14 protein-coding genes are annotated in these 16,537 nt (G+C 59.3%); 5 read left to right on the top strand and 9 right to left on the bottom strand.

Translation table 11 applies throughout. From position 1 onward, the window contains the following. Positions 1 to 6: 6 nt before the first annotated feature. The 5 genes from JQ848_RS04075 (at position 7) to JQ848_RS04055 (ending at position 5,890) form a co-directional block, all read left to right on the top strand. Positions 7 to 681 carry a heavy metal response regulator transcription factor gene (locus JQ848_RS04075; protein WP_003443564.1) on the top strand — a complete coding sequence of 225 codons (675 nt, stop codon included), beginning with the start codon at positions 7 to 9 and terminating at the stop codon, positions 679 to 681. Continuing rightward, positions 674 to 2,053 carry a heavy metal sensor histidine kinase gene (locus JQ848_RS04070; protein ID WP_202210283.1) on the top strand — a complete coding sequence of 460 codons (1,380 nt, stop codon included), beginning with the start codon at positions 674 to 676 and terminating at the stop codon, positions 2,051 to 2,053. Before JQ848_RS04075 ends, JQ848_RS04070 begins: the two co-directional genes overlap by 8 nt. A 492-nt stretch (positions 2,054 to 2,545) precedes the next feature. Next, positions 2,546 to 2,770, top strand: a complete 225-nt coding sequence (locus JQ848_RS04065) for a hypothetical protein (RefSeq protein ID WP_081481295.1) — start codon at positions 2,546 to 2,548, stop codon at positions 2,768 to 2,770. A 192-nt stretch (positions 2,771 to 2,962) separates the two neighbouring features. Beyond that, on the top strand, positions 2,963 to 4,282 hold the full coding sequence (locus JQ848_RS04060) for an OprD family porin (RefSeq protein WP_010655581.1): 1,320 nt from the start codon (positions 2,963 to 2,965) through the stop codon (positions 4,280 to 4,282). 3 nt (positions 4,283 to 4,285) lie between these two features. Then, on the top strand, positions 4,286 to 5,890 hold the full coding sequence (locus JQ848_RS04055) for a sensor domain-containing diguanylate cyclase (protein WP_003443569.1): 1,605 nt from the start codon (positions 4,286 to 4,288) through the stop codon (positions 5,888 to 5,890). 165 nt (positions 5,891 to 6,055) lie between these two features. Here JQ848_RS04055 and lpxC read toward each other — a convergent pair whose 3' ends face one another. The 9 genes from lpxC to murD form a co-directional block, all read right to left on the bottom strand. Beyond that, a complete protein-coding gene (lpxC, locus tag JQ848_RS04050) occupies positions 6,056 to 6,967 on the bottom strand; it encodes a UDP-3-O-acyl-N-acetylglucosamine deacetylase (RefSeq protein WP_003443572.1) in 912 nt (303 codons plus the stop codon). A 112-nt stretch (positions 6,968 to 7,079) separates the two neighbouring features. Continuing rightward, a complete protein-coding gene (ftsZ, locus tag JQ848_RS04045; RefSeq protein ID WP_003443576.1) occupies positions 7,080 to 8,294 on the bottom strand; it encodes a cell division protein FtsZ in 1,215 nt (404 codons plus the stop codon). Positions 8,295 to 8,365: 71 nt separating this feature from the next. Then, positions 8,366 to 9,625 carry a cell division protein FtsA gene (gene ftsA, locus JQ848_RS04040; RefSeq protein ID WP_003443600.1) on the bottom strand — a complete coding sequence of 420 codons (1,260 nt, stop codon included), beginning with the start codon at positions 9,623 to 9,625 and terminating at the stop codon, positions 8,366 to 8,368. A gap of 15 nt (positions 9,626 to 9,640) precedes the next feature. Beyond that, a complete protein-coding gene (locus JQ848_RS04035) occupies positions 9,641 to 10,507 on the bottom strand; it encodes a cell division protein FtsQ/DivIB (RefSeq protein WP_037001571.1) in 867 nt (288 codons plus the stop codon). Positions 10,508 to 10,511: 4 nt separating this feature from the next. After that, positions 10,512 to 11,468, bottom strand: coding sequence for a D-alanine--D-alanine ligase (locus tag JQ848_RS04030; RefSeq protein WP_010655578.1), 957 nt, complete (start codon positions 11,466 to 11,468; stop codon positions 10,512 to 10,514). Continuing rightward, positions 11,465 to 12,925 (bottom strand): UDP-N-acetylmuramate--L-alanine ligase, encoded by a 1,461-nt coding sequence (murC, locus tag JQ848_RS04025; RefSeq protein ID WP_003443610.1) that lies wholly within the window; start codon positions 12,923 to 12,925, stop codon positions 11,465 to 11,467. Before murC ends, JQ848_RS04030 begins: the two co-directional genes overlap by 4 nt. Beyond that, complete coding sequence (gene murG / locus JQ848_RS04020) at positions 12,918 to 13,988, bottom strand: undecaprenyldiphospho-muramoylpentapeptide beta-N-acetylglucosaminyltransferase (RefSeq protein WP_003443612.1); 1,071 nt, start codon at positions 13,986 to 13,988, stop codon at positions 12,918 to 12,920. Before murG ends, murC begins: the two co-directional genes overlap by 8 nt. Further along, positions 13,978 to 15,192 (bottom strand): putative lipid II flippase FtsW, encoded by a 1,215-nt coding sequence (gene ftsW, locus JQ848_RS04015; RefSeq protein WP_003443615.1) that lies wholly within the window; start codon positions 15,190 to 15,192, stop codon positions 13,978 to 13,980. Before ftsW ends, murG begins: the two co-directional genes overlap by 11 nt. Beyond that, positions 15,189 to 16,535 (bottom strand): UDP-N-acetylmuramoyl-L-alanine--D-glutamate ligase, encoded by a 1,347-nt coding sequence (murD, locus tag JQ848_RS04010; RefSeq protein WP_003443619.1) that lies wholly within the window; start codon positions 16,533 to 16,535, stop codon positions 15,189 to 15,191. The genes ftsW and murD overlap by 4 nt, the downstream gene beginning before the upstream one ends. Positions 16,536 to 16,537: the final 2 nt, after the last annotated feature.

The following is a 16,537-nucleotide window of genomic DNA, read 5'->3' as shown; positions in this document are numbered from 1 at the left end:
CGGGTTATGCGAGTCCTGATAATTGAAGATGAAGAAAAAACCGCCGATTACCTGCATCGCGGCCTGACCGAGCAAGGCTACACGGTGGATGTTGCGCGGGAGGGGATCGAGGGTTTGCACCTGGCGCTGGAGAGCGATTACGCCGTGATCGTGCTCGATGTGATGCTGCCCGGCCTGGATGGCTTCGGCGTGCTGCGGGCACTGCGCGCGCGCAAGCAGACGCCGGTGATCATGCTGACGGCCCGCGAGCGGGTCGAAGACCGGATTCGCGGCTTGCGCGAAGGCGCCGACGATTATCTGGGCAAGCCGTTTTCATTTCTGGAACTGGTAGCCCGTCTGCAGGCCCTGACCCGGCGCAGCGGCGGCCACGAACCGGTGCAGGTAACGGTCGACGACCTGTGGATAGATTTGATCAGCCGCAAGGCTACCCGCGCCGGCAGCCGCCTGGACCTGACCGCCAAGGAGTTCTCGCTGCTCAGCGTACTGGCGCGGCGTCAGGGGGAGATTCTGTCCAAAACCTCCATCGCCGAAATGGTCTGGGACATTAACTTCGACAGCGACGCCAACGTGGTCGAAGTCGCGATCAAACGCCTGCGCGCCAAGCTCGACGGCCCCTTTGAGCACAAGCTGCTGCACACCATTCGCGGCATGGGATACGTACTGGAGCGGCGCAGTGTTTAAGCGGCCCGGTCGCCTGAACTCCATCGCCCTGCGCTTGAGCGCGATGTTCACCCTGGTGGCGCTGCTGGTGTTCGTGCTGATCGGCTGGGCGCTGTACCAGCAAGTCGACAAGGGTATCGGCCGTCTGCCCGAGGCCGAACTGGATGCGCGCTTCAGCGTGCTTGAGTCCTCGATCAATCGCTATGGAACCCCCGAGCACTGGGCCAAGATCAGCGCCAAACTCAAGCTGCTCAGTGAAGAAGACAAGCGCCTGCGGTTTTGGGCCATCAGTGGCGACCCGGAGTATGAGTACGGCAATCCCGAGGCGCCGGTACGTGAGTTTGCCAGGGGCCCGACCGGGATCCGCGACCTGTATCTGCCCGGCCAGACCTACCCGCTCAAGGTGTTGATCAGCCAGATCCCGGCCAAGGAACAACGACCGGCCCTGCGCTTCCTGACCGCCATCGATACCGAAACCTTCCGCCAGACCCAGCACCACTTGCTGGTGGCGTTGATCAGCCTGGCATCTATTGGTGTGGTCCTGGCCTCACTGCTGGGTTACTGGGTGGCCAGAATCGGCCTTAAACCCTTGATCAAGCTCTCTGAAGGAGCGCTGAAACTGGCCCCGCCACGCCTGTCCGGGCGCTTGCACTTGTCGCCACTGCCGCCGGAACTGGATCAACTGGTGAGCGCTTTCAATTCAACCCTGGAGCGGGTCGAGCAGGCTTATACGCGACTGGAGTCGTTCAATGCCGACGTGGCCCATGAACTGCGTTCGCCGTTGACCAATCTGATTGGCCAGACTCAGGTGGCGCTGACCCGGGGGCGCTCTGCCGAACACTACTTTGAGGTGCTGCAGTCCAACCTGGAGGAGCTGGAGCGCTTGCGCAGCATCATCAACGACATGCTGTTTCTGGCCAGCGCCGATCAAGGCAGCAAGGCCAGCAAGCTGACCCGTGCCTCACTGGCGGATGAAGTGGCGACGACCCTGGAGTATCTGGAGTTCATTCTTGAAGACGCACGGGTCGAGGTGCAGGTCAACGGCGATGCCCAGGTCAATATCGAAAAGCCCCACCTGCGCCGGGCGTTGATCAACTTGCTGAGCAATGCCGTACAGCACACCGAAGCCGGGCAACGGATTGAGGTGCAGATCGATCAAAGCGCCGGGGGCGTGACCATCGGCATCAGCAACCCGGGCGAGCCGATTGCCGACGAGCACCTGCCGCGGCTGTTCGAGCGTTTTTATCGCGTGGATGCCTCGCGTCACAACAGCGGAGCCAATCATGGTCTGGGGCTGGCCATCGTCAAAGCCATTGCGCAGATGCATGGCGGGGATGTCTTTGTGCGCAGCGCCGAAGGGCGCAATACCTTTGGCCTGTTTTTACCGGCTTGAGGCCCGGGCCTGTTGTGGGAGCCAGCTTGCTGGGGATACAGGCACATTGGTTTCACTGACTTGATGCCATCGCTGGCAAGCCAGCTCCCACAATAGTGTATGTGTCAGCTCCGGGCCCTGTGGGAGCCAGCTTGCTGGCGATACAGGCACACCGGTGTCACTGACTTGATGCCATCGCTGGCAAGCCAGCTCCCACAATAGTGTATGTGTCAGCTCCGGGCCCTGTGGGAGCCAGCTTGCTGGCGATACAGGCACATCGGTGTCACTGACTTGATCCCATCGCTGGCAAGCCAGCTCCTACAAGACTCAGCAGTCCCTTGGCTCCCACAAGACTCAGCAGTGCCTGAACACTCAATGTGTCTACCCGGCACCTCCCCGGGTTTGTTACCCCAAACGCAAAAGTCCTTGTATGAAACAGGGCTTTTTCACTGGTCAGGATCGCTATAAATTGCTGACACCACACAGAACTTGCTCAGCAAGAAGGTCTTTGAAATGTCCAGCAGTATGGGTATGGCCAGCGTTTTCGTTTTGTCGTCTTTGTTGTTGTCGCCTATGGCCATGGCGGAAGAGTCACCCGCGTTTGTCGCACAAAATGCAGCCCGCGCAGCTTCTTTTGATCAGGCTCGAACAGAGTTGGCAACACGTCCCGACAGCGACGCCAAGCCCCAGCAAACACAGGCAAAACACAGCATTTCTGATGAGTCTGAAGACAGCTGAACAGCCACCTGAAAACTTCCCGACCCAGTTGGTCACTCGTTACAGATGTGACTAACTGTTTCAAAAGCCGCTATCATAGCGGCTTTTTTTTGGTCTTTAATTAAGGCGCCTGCTCCTTTGGCGCCCTATGCCGGGCACCGGATTCATCGAGAATTACAACAATTTTCAGCACTAAAAAGGAGCTCCAAACCGGTGAAGCATTCACTCAAACTCAGTCCTTTATTCATTGCCCTGGCTGCAACGATCCCCGCTTTCGCCCACGCAGACGACGAAGCGTCCAAAGACGGTTTTATTGAAGGCTCGAGCCTCAAGATTCATACCCGCAACTATTACATGAACCACGATATCCGTAGCCCCCATGCCGATGACAGCAAGGAATGGGGCCAGGGCTTTGTGGGGAAATTTGAGTCGGGCTTCACCCAGGGTGTAGTCGGCTTTGGCCTGGATGCCTACGGCATGCTCGGCCTGAAACTGGACGGCGGTGGCGGCACCGATGGCAGCAGCATCCTGCCGGTCAGTGATGGCAATGGCAAAGCGCCTACTGCCTTTTCATCAGCCGGTGCGGCGCTGAAAATCCGCGCCTTTGATACCGAGCTCAAAGCCGGTGATCTGTTCTTGACCAACCCGGTCATCGCCGGCGGCGAAACCCGCATGCTGCCGCAGACCTTCCGTGGCGTCAGCCTGACCAACCACAGTTTCGACGGCTGGATGTTCGAGGGCGGCCAGGCCAGCTTCAACAAACCCTACAACCAGAGCGGTATGCGTCGCCTGACGACCACCTACGGCAACCTTGACGACCAGACCAGCAAACACCTGACCTGGGCCGGCGCGTCGTGGAGCGCCATTCCCGAGATCACCAGCAACCTGTATGCCGCCCAGCTCAAGGATGTGTGGGATCAGTACTACTACGATCTGGATTACACCTACGCCCTGTCTGACAGCATCAGCCTGAACCCGGGGCTGCATTACTATCACACCCGCGACAGCGGTAAAGCACTGCTGGGGGATATCAACAACAACACCTTCAGCCTGCACCTTGCGCTTGCCATGGCCGGCCACAAGTTCACCACCGTGCTGCAAAAGGTGAATGGCAACACGCCGTTTGACTACATCAATCAGGGCGACAGCGTTTACCTCGACAACTCGCAGCAATATTCGGACTTCAACGGGCCCAACGAGCGCTCCTGGAAGCTGCAATATGAATACGACTTTGCCGGTCTGGGTATCGCCGGTCTGACTTCCAGCATCTCGTATTCGCGCGGCGAACTGGACCTGACCAAGGCCAGCACCAACAGTATCGGTTACGGAAACTGGTACAACCCCCAGGGCAAGAATGCCCATCACTGGGAGCGCGACATGGCTCTGAAGTATGTGGTTCAGGATGGCAAGGCCAAGGATCTGGCGGTTAGCCTGCGCTGGGCAACCAACCGCGGCAACGATGCCTACCGGACGGTGGACAACGATGTAGACGAATACCGCGTGATCATCGACTATCCTATCGATGTGTTCTAAACAATGACCATAAGGCCAGCATCCCAGCTGGCCTTATGCCAATATGGCGTAACCTTAGGTCTGGGCACCAAACGCATCAGTGAGGTCAAGGCCATTCCACATTCCCGCCGTACATCCTTCATTACCCGGCGCATGCTGATCAGGGCAACAACGCTGTCAGTGGTTGCCATCCTCGGCATCGTTGGCTATTTGCTGGTCAGGGAGTATCGCAATACCGAGCAGGATGCCACGCGTTCAGCCCTGAACCTGGTGCAACTGATCAATCGCGACATTCGTAACACCTTTTCGATTTATGACTCCGCGCTCACCAGCCTGATCGATTTTCTGCAAAGCCGGGAGCTCTCCACCCTTCCCTCTGCAACCCGACAGTCGCTGCTCTTTGCCAGGGCCAATGAAGCCCCGTCCAATGCCGGATTCTTCGTTCTGGATGCCGCGGGCCAACTGATTGCCAGCTCTGCACCGGGTATGCCCGTGCCGGACCAGGCCAGCCAGCAGCCGTGGTTCAAGGCCCACCTCGGTGCGGCAGACGACAAAATCTTCATCAGCCGCCCATTTCTCGCCGGCCAGGGCGCCAATGACTGGAATATTATTCTTAGCCGCAGAGTCTCAGGCCCGGAAGGCGATTTCCGGGGGGTTGCGGTGGGCCAGATAAAATTGAGCTACTTCCAGAGCATGTTCCGCGGTCTGGACATAGGGCCTACCGGCAACATCAGTCTGGTCAGCGCTGACGGAATTCTGTTGACCCAATATCCCGGGACAAACCGCGTCAGTATCGGCCAGGACCTTAGCCGGACCCCTAACTTCATTCGCTTCCTGGAAGAACGACATGGCAGCTTTACTGCCATGTCCGGGGTCTATCATCAGGAGCGTCTGTACAACTTCGCTCAGGTGGGCGAGTTGCCGCTGGTGGTGGTGGTCGCCATCTCCACCTCGAGTATTTTCGACAACTGGTGGCATACCGCCCTGTTGATCGGCAGTGCCACCCTCCTGCTCTGCCTGGGCTTGCTGTGGCTCACCTGGCTGCTGACGCGGGAGCTGCGCTTGCGGCACAAGGCCGAGCGGGTGCTGGCCGAGCTCGCTGCAACCGACCCCCTGACCGGACTGGCCAATCGCCGTACCCTGGACACAACCCTGGATCTGGAATGGCGCCGGGCGCAGCGCTCGGGCAATCCTGTATCCCTGGTCATGATTGATATAGATAATTTCAAGGCTTTCAATGACTGCTACGGCCATCAAGCCGGGGATGAAGCCATACGGCGGGTTGCCCAGGTGATCAAGTCCCACACCCGTCGCCCCGCCGATCTGGCCGCCCGCTATGGCGGTGAAGAGTTCGCCGTGATACTGACCGAGACCGAGGCAACAGGTACACGCCTGCTGGCCGAGAAGATTCGCTGCGCAGTGGAGCAGCTGGAGCCTGTTGCCGAGCACAGGAAACTGACCATCAGCCTGGGCGCCTGCAGCCGCTACGCAAAACCCGGGGATGACCAGCAAGCCCTGATCAGCACGGCCGACAAAGCGCTTTACCAGGCCAAAAAAGGCGGGCGCAACCGGGTGGTTTGCATCAATGAAACGGGACTGAACGCGCTGCAGCCGAAGCCGGAGGCCTGAAGACTTCCCCAGCGGCAGCAGATTTTGCAGGAACTGGCTTGATCGCGATCTTTTCAACCAGGCCCAAGAGCTCGCTCCGACAGAACTCGTACAGCCCCCACCAATTTCAGGGCAAAAAAAAGCCACCCGGGGGTGGCCTTCAAAAACTAGAGAAAGAAGTTTTACTTAAACTGCTGCAACCGGACGCATGTACGAGATCGGTGCTGTGCTGGCGTCTTCAAAGGTCACGACTTCCCACGCATCTTTCTGCTCAATCAGCTTGCGAAGCAGCTGGTTGTTCAGTGCATGGCCAGACTTGAAGCCCTTGAACTCACCAATCAGGCTATTGCCCAGCAGGTAGAGGTCACCAATAGCGTCGAGAATCTTGTGCTTCACGAATTCGTCTTCGTAGCGAAGGCCGTCTTCGTTCAGTACACCATTGGCGTCGACCACGATCGCGTTTTCAACGCTACCGCCGAGTGCGAGGTTGTGCTTGCGCAGGTACTCGATGTCACTCATGAAACCGAAAGTACGCGCGCGGCTGACTTCTTTAACAAACGAAGTGCTGGAAAAATCCACGGTTGCGCTTTGGGTACGGTTACGGAAAACCGGGTGATCGAAATCGATCTCAAAGCTCACTTTGAAGCCTTCGAAAGGGACGAAAGTGGCGCGCTTGTCGCCATCTTCCACTGTCACTTCACGCAGGATACGGATGAACTTCTTCGGCGCGTCCTGTTCTTCCAGGCCGGCAGATTGAATCAGAAACACGAAAGGTCCGGCGCTACCGTCCATAATCGGGACTTCAGACGCGGAGAGTTCGACGTAGGCGTTATCGATCCCCAGGCCAGCCATGGCCGAGAGCAAGTGCTCTACCGTGTCTACTTTGGTATCGCCGTTGACCAACGTGGTCGACATCGTTGTCTCGCCGACGTTTTCCGCGCGGGCAGGAATCTGCACAACAGGGTCAAGGTCTGCACGACAAAACACGATGCCGGTATCCACAGGCGCAGGCTTGAGGGTCAGGTAGACCTTCTCACCGGAGTGCAGGCCGACACCTGTGGCACGGATAATATTTTTCAGGGTGCGTTGTTTAATCATGGCATTGGCCGCTTCAGCGCAAATTGCGAACTGGTATCAACAAAGGCTGGCGATAATAGCAGACCGAACCTTTGCTGAATACCAATCACCTTAATCCCCCTGATTGATTTCATTAATCAGCCTGTCGACGCAGGAAAGCCGGGATATCCAGATAATCCAAATCGTCTTGCGGGTTGAGCTTGGCAGCGGTAGTCGCGCCTTGCTGGGCCTGATTACGCATCACGGTCGGGCGGTCCAGATCACGGTAGTTAACCACTGGCTGTTCCTGACGCTCGGTACGTGCTTCCTGACGAGTAGAAGCTGCGTGTGCCGAAGAGGCTGCGTAAGAGGCTTGAACGCTGTTGTCGATAACCTTGACCGGCTTCTCGATTTTCGCGCCCAGACCGGTCGCAACCACGGTCACATGCAGTTCGTCGCGCATGTCCGGATCGATAACGGTACCGACCTTGACCATGGCGTGCTCGGAAGCGAAGGCTTCGATGATGCTACCCACGTCGGAGTACTCACCCAGGGACAGGTCAGGACCGGCGGTGATGTTCACCAGGATGCCGCGTGCACCTTCCAGGTTCACGTCTTCGAGCAACGGGTTGCGGATCGCCGCTTCGGTTGCTTCACGTGCACGGTTCGGACCGCTGGCGCAGCCAGTGCCCATCATCGCCATGCCCATTTCGCTCATCACGGTACGTACGTCGGCAAAGTCGACGTTGATCATGCCCGGACGCTTGATGATGTCGGAGATACCGCGAACGGCACCGGCCAGTACGTCATCGGCCTTGGCGAAAGCCGACAGCAAGCTGGCGTCCTTGCCCAGGATGGTGAGCAGTTTTTCGTTCGGAATCGTAATCAACGAGTCAACGCTTTCGGACAGCAGACGAATACCTTCGTCAGCGATCTGCATGCGCTTGCGGCCTTCAAACGGGAACGGACGGGTCACCACCGCAACGGTGAGGATCCCCATTTCCTTGGCCACTTCGGCAATGATCGGCGCTGCACCGGTACCGGTACCTCCGCCCATGCCCGTGGTGATGAACACCATATTGGTGCCCTGCAGCACTTCAGCGATGCGCTCTCGGTCTTCCAGAGCGGCCTGACGACCGACCTCAGGATTTGCACCCGCACCCAGGCCTTTGGTCACACCGGTGCCCAATTGCAGGATGGTTCGGGCGCCGATGCTTTTCAGCGCTTGCGCGTCAGTGTTGGCGCAGATGAATTCCACGCCTTCGATGTTGCTCTTAACCATATGATTAACAGCATTGCCACCGCCACCACCAACACCGATAACCTTGATTACCGGGCTTTGCGGGATGTTGTCTACGAGTTCGAACATTTTCCCTCTCCTTTCATTTCTCTAGTTTTTTCGCCTACTTCTACTGCTTTGAATCTTTTACTGCTCAAGCTTTAAAAGTTGCCCTGGACCCAGCGCTTCAGGCGCTCAAGCACAGGGGCTTTTTGTTCATCACTGCTGTAGTTGTCGCGGTTGCTGATACCCGACATGGAGATGCCGTCTGACTGCTTTTGCAGCCCGTACAGCAACAAGCCCACAGCGGTGGAGTAAATCGGATTGCGCACAACATCGGACAAGCCCTTGAAGCTGTGCGGCACGCCCAGGCGAACCGGCATATGGAAGATTTCTTCGGCCAGTTCGACCGCACCTTCCATTTTCGAGGTACCGCCGGTCAGCACGATGCCGGCCGGGATCAGGTCTTCGTAGCCGCTGCGACGCAACTCGGCCTGAATCAGGGTGAACAGCTCGTCGTAACGCGGCTCGACCACTTCGGCCAGGGCCTGACGGGACAGTTCGCGCGGTGGACGGTCGCCTACGCTCGGGACTTTGATGGTTTCACCGGCGCCGGCCAGTTTGGCCAGGGCGCAGGCGTAACGGATCTTGATTTCTTCGGCGTACTGGGTCGGTGTGCGCAACGCCATCGCGATGTCGTTGGTCACCTGGTCACCGGCAATCGGGATCACCGCCGTGTGGCGAATGGCACCTTCGGTGAAGATCGCGATATCGGTGGTACCGCCGCCGATGTCGACCAGGCACACACCCAGTTCTTTCTCGTCATCGGTCAACACCGAGTAAGCCGACGCCAGTTGCTCGAGGATGATGTCGTCCACCTCAAGGCCACAGCGGCGCACACATTTCTCGATGTTCTGTGCTGCATTCACTGCGCACGTTACTACGTGCACCTTGGCTTCCAGACGTACGCCCGACATCCCCAGTGGCTCACGAACGCCTTCCTGGTTATCGATCACGTAGTCCTGGGGCAAAGTGTGCAGCACGCGCTGGTCTGCCGGAATCGCAACGGCCTGAGCAGCGTCAAGCACGCGCTCAAGGTCGGCGGAGCTGACCTCACGGTCCCGAATTGCCACGATGCCGTGGGAGTTCAGGCTGCGGATGTGGTTGCCGGCAACACCGACAAACGCCGAGTGAATCCGGCAACCGGCCATCAGCTGCGCTTCTTCGATGGCGCGCTGGATCGATTGCACGGTGGATTCGATATTCACCACCACGCCTTTCTTCAGGCCACGGGACGGATGCGTGCCAATACCGACGATTTCGATGGTGCCGTCTTCCCCGACCTCGCCCACCAGCGCCACCACCTTGGAGGTGCCGATATCGAGACCGACGATCATTTTTCCGCTTTGCACGTTTGCCATGGGTCCTGCCTCTTCTTAATTCTTCGCGACAGCGGGTTGGGCTATCGTCGGTGCCACAGGTTCCCGCCAGCCGACGGCCAATCCGTTGGCATAACGCAAATCGATGCGCGCTATGTTTGTAATCTGTTCTTTCAGCGTTTTTTCATAGATGGCTATGAAGCGACGCATTTTTTCTACCAGGTGATCGCGCCCCAACAGCAACTCGATCCCGGGCCCTGCACTGCCGGCTCCGGTGGTCAGGAACCAGCTACCGCGTTCACGCAATTCCAGCCGGGCAATGGAGAAGCCCATCGGACGCAGCATCTGGCTCAACACCTGATACTGCTGCATCACTTGCTGCTGAGCCCGTTGTGGGCCGAACAGCTGCGGCAAGTGTTCGTAATTGGCCAGCTCACGCGGGGTGAATGCCTGGCCCTGGTTGTTCAACAGCGCTTCATCACCCCAGCGGGCTACCGGCAACTGTTCTTCGAGACGGATCACCACCTGGTCAGGCCATACGCGCCGGACTTCGGCGTGGGCAATCCAGGGCATCTGTTCCAGCTCGGTACGCATGCCTTCCAGGTCGACGGTGAAGAAGCTCGCCGCCATGTAAGGGGCAATGCGCTGCTGCACGGCCTGCTGGCTGATGTAGGTCAAATCACCCTGCACGTTGATGTTGGTGATCGGCCGGTCGGCGTACGGCATCAGGCGCTGCGCACCTTCGTACGTGCCGTACCCCAGCACCACCAGCAACACGGGCCAGAACAACACTTTCAGGAAGCCAAAATTGGCTTTCGGCAGACGCACTGACATCGGCTCTTTAGCCACCATCCGGCTTGCGCCCCGAGGCACCGGCTTGCGGCCGGGAACGGGTTGCTGATGACGAAGCGATGCGCCTTGCATGTTTTTAACCTCGAGCCTCGACGCTGGCTGCCAGAATCGACAGCACCAGCTGTTGAAAATCCAGACCGGCAGCACGGGCCGCCATCGGCACCAGGCTGTGATCGGTCATGCCCGGAGCGGTGTTGACTTCGAGCAGCCAGAACTGGCCATCGGTGTCCTGCATCACGTCCAGACGGCCCCAACCGGCGATACCTATCGCCTCACAGGCTTTAGCCGTGAGGTCCATGAGTTCTTGCTCCTTGGTGCTATCGAGCCCGCACGGGATCCGATACTGAGTATCCGAGGACAGGTACTTGGCGTCGTAGTCGTAGAACGAATGCGGGGTGCCCAGTGCAATAGGTGGCAGCACTTGGTCACGCAGGGTGGCGACGGTGAACTCGGGACCGGTGATCCATTGCTCAACCAACACTTGCGAGTCGTACTTACTGGCCTCTGCCCACGCAACGATCAACTCGTCAGCGCTGTTCACTTTGGCCATACCGATACTTGAACCTTCATGTGCCGGTTTGACGATCAAAGGGAAGCTCAGTTCCTTCGCCGCAGAAATACAATCGGCTTCGCTGGTCAGCACGGCATGACGCGGGGTTGGAATACCCAGGCTGTGCCACACCTGCTTGGTGCGCAATTTGTCCATTGCCAGCGCCGAGGCAAGGATGCCGCTGCCGGTGTAAGGGATGCCCATGTATTCGAGCAGGCCCTGGATGCTGCCGTCTTCACCGCCACGACCGTGGAGAATGATGAAGGCGCGGTCGATTTTTTCGTGCGTGATGCGGGCGATGAAATCGTCGCCGACATCGATCCCGAAGGCATTCACTCCGGCACTTTGCAGTGCTTCAAGCACGGCATTGCCCGACTTCAGGGACACTGCGCGCTCAGCGCTTTTGCCGCCGAACAACACGGCAACGCGACCGAAGTCGGCAGGGGCAATGGTGGAGAACAGATTGGCGTAGGCAGCGGTCATTTCAACTTCCCCCCGCTGGCTGCGACAACGGCACCGGCGAATAGTGGACTGTTAATAAGTTGCGGTGCCAGACGGCCGATATCGCCCGCCCCTTGGCACAACAGGATGTCGCCGGCACGCAGCAGCGGCTTGACGATCGGCGCCAGCTCAACGCCACGCTCGATGTAGATCGGGTCCAGCTGGCCACGCTGACGGATGCTGTGGCACAGCTGACGGCTGTCGGCGCCCGGAATCGGCTCTTCGCCGGCCGGGTAGACTTCCATCAACAGCAGTACGTTGGCGTCGGCCAGCACCTGCACGAAATCGTCGTACAGATCGCGGGTACGGCTGAAGCGATGGGGCTGATAAACCATGACCAGACGACGGTCCGGCCAGCCACCGCGCACTGCTTTAATCACGGCCGCAACTTCGGTCGGGTGGTGACCGTAATCGTCAACCAGCATCACGTGACCGCCTTCAACCGGCAGCTCGCCGTAGACCTGGAAGCGTCGGCCTACACCCTCGAAGCCGGACAGACCCTGAACAATGGCCTCATCGCTGATGCCTTCATCAGATGCGATGCAGATGGTCGCCAGAGCGTTCAGCACGTTGTGGTTACCCGGCATGTTCACCGACACATCCAGCGGCTCGCGATCGGGGCGCAGCACCGTGAAGAAGGTCTGCATGCCTTGCTGGCGAACATTGATCGCACGCACATCGGCGGCTTCGCTGAAGCCGTAGGTGACGGTGGGACGCTTGACCAGGGGCAGGATTTCACGCACCACCGGATCATCCAGGCACAGCACGGCCAGGCCGTAGAACGGCAGGTTGTGCAGAAACTCGACGAAGGTTTTCTTCAGCTTGTTGAAGTCACCCTCATAGGTCGCCATGTGGTCGGCGTCGATGTTGGTCACCACCGCAACCATCGGCTGCAGGTGCAGGAAGCTGGCATCGCTTTCGTCAGCTTCGGCAATCAGGTAACGGCTGGTGCCCAGTTGTGCATTGGTGCCCGCTGCATTCAGTCGGCCACCGATCACGAACGTCGGATCGAGGCCACCGGCTGCGAACACCGAGGCCAGCAGGCTGGTGGTGGTGGTCTTGCCGTGGGTACCGGCTACGGCGATGCCGTGGCGATAACGCATCAGCTCGGCCAGCATTTCAGCCCGCGGCACCACCGGAATACGGCGTTCCAGGGCAGTCGCGACTTCAGGGTTGGAGGTGTTGACCGCACTCGACACGACCAATACATCGGCAGTGGCAGCGTTCTCGGCGCGGTGACCGATAAAGATGTGCGCACCGAACGACTCAAGACGCTCGGTAACTGGCGATGCGTTCAGGTCGGAACCCGACACTTCATAACCCAGGTTCAGCAGCACCTCGGCAATACCGCACATGCCCACGCCGCCGATGCCGACGAAGTGGATGCGACGGATACGGCGCATTTCCGGTTGCGGCATGGCTTTCTGATTCTCAACCATTGGCCACCTCCAGGCAGATATCTACAACGTTGCGGGTTGCATCAGGTTTGGCCAGGCGGCGAGCATTGGTCGCCATGCTGTTCAGTCGTTCCGGTTGCATCAAAACCTCTGTCAGGCGTGCGGCCAGTTCGGCTGCGCCAGTTGTCGCTTGCGGCATCAGGAAGGCAGCACCTTCGCGAGCCAGAAAGTCGGCATTACGGCTCTGATGGTCATCAATCGCGTGGGGCAACGGCACCAGCAGCGATGGCAGACCGGCCGCAGCCAGTTCACTGACGGTCAGCGCGCCTGCGCGACAAACCACCAGGTCGGCCCAGCCATAGGCTTGGGCCATGTCTTTGATAAAAGGCTGCACTTGAGCCTCGACGCCGACCGCGCCATAGCGCTCGGCGGTAATTTGGTCGTGCTGTTTGCCGGCCTGGTGAAACACTTCAGGACGCACCTCAACCGGTACTTTGGCCAGTGCTTCAGGCAACAACTTGTTCAACGGCTCGGCACCCAGACTGCCGCCCAGCACCAGCAGGCGCGCCTTGCGGCCTTCGAGTGCGGCCCGTGGCGCCAGGCTGAACAATTCAGGGCGGACCGGGTTACCGGTACTGCGCAGCTTGTCCGATACCGCGAAGGTTCCGGGGAAGGCTTCGCACACACGGCTCGACATCGGCACCAGCAAGCGGTTGGCAGTACCGGCCACGGCGTTTTGCTCGTGAATGATCACCGGCACACCGCAGGTTTTGGCTGCCAGACCACCAGGCCCGGTCAAATAGCCACCAAACCCGAGCACGCAGACCGGCTTGAGCTGGCGAATGATTTTGCGCGCCTGAAACATGGCCTTGAGCAATACAAACGGCGCCTTGAACAACGACAGCTTGCTCTTGCCACGCAGGCCGGTGACGTTGATCCGGTGCAGGGTAAAACCGGCAGGTTCAACCAGTTCGTTCTCGATCCCGCGCGGGGTTCCAAGCCAGTGCACGCTGTAGCCGCGTGCTTCAAACTCACGGGCGCAGGCCAGCGCAGGGAACACGTGTCCGCCGGTACCGCCCGCCATGATCAGCACATTAGCGCCCATTGTTCGGCTCCTCTGCGAAATCACTTTCTTTGAAATCAGTCTCTTCGCTGCCCAGGTGGGTTCGACTCTCCCACTCGATTCGCAGCAGCAGACCCATACATACGCAGCAAATCACCAGGGAACTGCCGCCATAACTGAGGAATGGCAAGGTCAGACCCTTGGTTGGCAACAGGCCGACGTTCACCCCGATATTGATCAGGAACTGGCCGATCCACAGGAACGACAAGCCGTACGCCATGTAGGCGGCGAAATACTGTTTGGCCCGCTCGGCCCACATGCCGATGTACATGCCGCGCACGCAGACGAACACGAACAGGGCCACGGTCAGCAAGGAGCCGACCACACCCAGCTCTTCAGCCAGTACCGAGAATACGAAGTCGGTGTGCGCTTCCGGCAGGTAGAACTGCTTCTGTACGCTGTTGCCCAGACCGACCCCGAACCACTCGCCACGACCGAATGCGATCAGGGCCTGGGTCAGCTGATAACCGGAGCCGAACTGGTCGGACCACGGGTCGGTAAAGGTGATCAAGCGGGCCATACGATAAGGTTGCGCCTGCACCAGCACGAAGACCGCACCGACTGCCAGCGCCACCATCAGGGCGAAACGGAACAGGCCGACACCGCCCAGGAACAACATCGCTGCCGCTGCCCCCATCATTACGACGGTGGCACCGAAGTCAGGCTCCATCAGCAACAGACCGGCCATCGGCAGCAACACGATGAAAGGCTTGAAGAAGCCCATCCAGCTTTCGCGGACTTCCTTCTGCTGACGGACCAGATAACCGGCGAGGTAGATCACCACGAAAACCTTGGCGATTTCCGAGGGCTGTACGTTAAAGAAACTGAAGCCGATCCAGCGCATCGAACCGTTCACTTCACGGCCAATGCCCGGCAGCAGCACCATCACCAGCAAGCCGAACGCACCGATCAGCAATAACCAGCCCAGGCGCTGCCAGGTGGCAATCGGCACCATCATGGTCAGCACGCATGCAACAAGGCCAAGCACGATATAAAACAGGTGGCGGATCATGTGATAAAGGGTGTTGCCCGACTGCAGGGCGGCCACTTCAGACGATGCCGAGGTGATCATCACCAGGCCCAGGCCGAGCAAGGCCATGCAACCGGCCAGAAACGGGAAGTCGAGGTCAATGCCACGGCCCGTGATCAACGGCGAAGGGTAAGGTTTGAGAATGCCGAAAATCATGCCTGGGCCTCCACTGCACGCGCAAACAGATGGCCACGCTCTTCGTAATTTTTGAACATGTCGAAACTGGCGCAGGCCGGCGACAGCAATACCGCGTCACCCGGGCGGGCCAGCGAACGGCTTTGGGCAATGGCTTCGTCCAGGGAGCTGACGCGCACCTGGGGCACGCTATCGCCCAAGGCGTCGGCGATCAGGCCGGCATCGCGGCCCATCAGGACCACTGCGCGGCAGTACCTGGCCACTGAGTCGTGCAGGCCACTGAAGTCTGCACCCTTGCCGTCACCGCCGGCGATCAGTACCAGCTTGCCGTCCATGTCCGCTCCCAGGCCTTCGATGGCGGCCAGTGCGGCCCCCACGTTGGTGGCCTTGGAGTCGTTGTAGTAGCTCACCCCCTCAAACTCGCGTACCCATTGGCAGCGATGTTCAAGACCGGTGAAGCTGCGCAGGCCGCTCAGCATGGCGTCGAACGGCAGGCCCACGGCATGCCCCAGCGCCAGTGCCGCCAGGGCATTGGCCTGATTGTGGGCGCCGCGCACTTTCAGCTCGCGGACCGGCATCAGGTTTTCAAATTCGAAGGCGAGATATTTTTCGCCGTTTTCTTCACGCAGGCCGAAAGCCTTGAAGTCGGGCGCGCTCAAACCGAAGGTCCAGCATGGCAGCCCTTCGCTCATCAGCGGCCGGGTCAAGGCGTCCTGACGGTTGACCACCACCTGCCTGGCACCGCGGAAAATCCGGTGCTTGGCCAGGTGGTAGGCCGGCAGACCGCTGTAACGGTCCATGTGGTCTTCGCTGACATTGAGCACGGTGGCCACTTCTGCGCCCAGCTGGTTGGTGGTTTCCAGCTGGAAGCTCGAAAGCTCCATGACGTACAGCTCGATGTCATCACTGAGCAGATCCAGCGCCGGCGTGCCCAGGTTGCCGCCGACGGCAACACGCTTGCCGGCAGCCAGGGCCATTTCACCCACCAGGGTGGTCACGGTGCTCTTGGCGTTGGAACCGCTGATTGCCACGATCGGTGCCTTTGCGTTACGCGCGAACAGATCGATATCACCGGACAACTTCACGCCACGGGCAGCCGCTGCCTGCAGTGCCGGAGTTGCCAATGCCAGGCCGGGGCTCACGTAGAGCTCATCGGCGCGGCACAGGAACTCGACATCCAGTTCGCCACAACGCACCTCCACCTGGGGGTAGTCACGGCGCAGCGTGGCCAGCTCCGGCGGATTTTCCCGCGTATCCGCCACAGCAAAGGACACGCCCTGCTGCGCCAGAAAGCGCACCAGGGACATGCCGCTCTTGCCGAGGCCGACAACGATGCGGAAGTGGTCAGAAGCGATCAGAGACACAG

Origin of the sequence: Pseudomonas paraversuta (assembly GCF_904067025.1) — a bacterium.
GTDB lineage: Bacteria > Pseudomonadota > Gammaproteobacteria > Pseudomonadales > Pseudomonadaceae > Aquipseudomonas > Aquipseudomonas paraversuta.
Note: the sequence above shows the minus strand (reverse complement) of the source record. Positions and strands in the feature narration are given on the sequence as shown.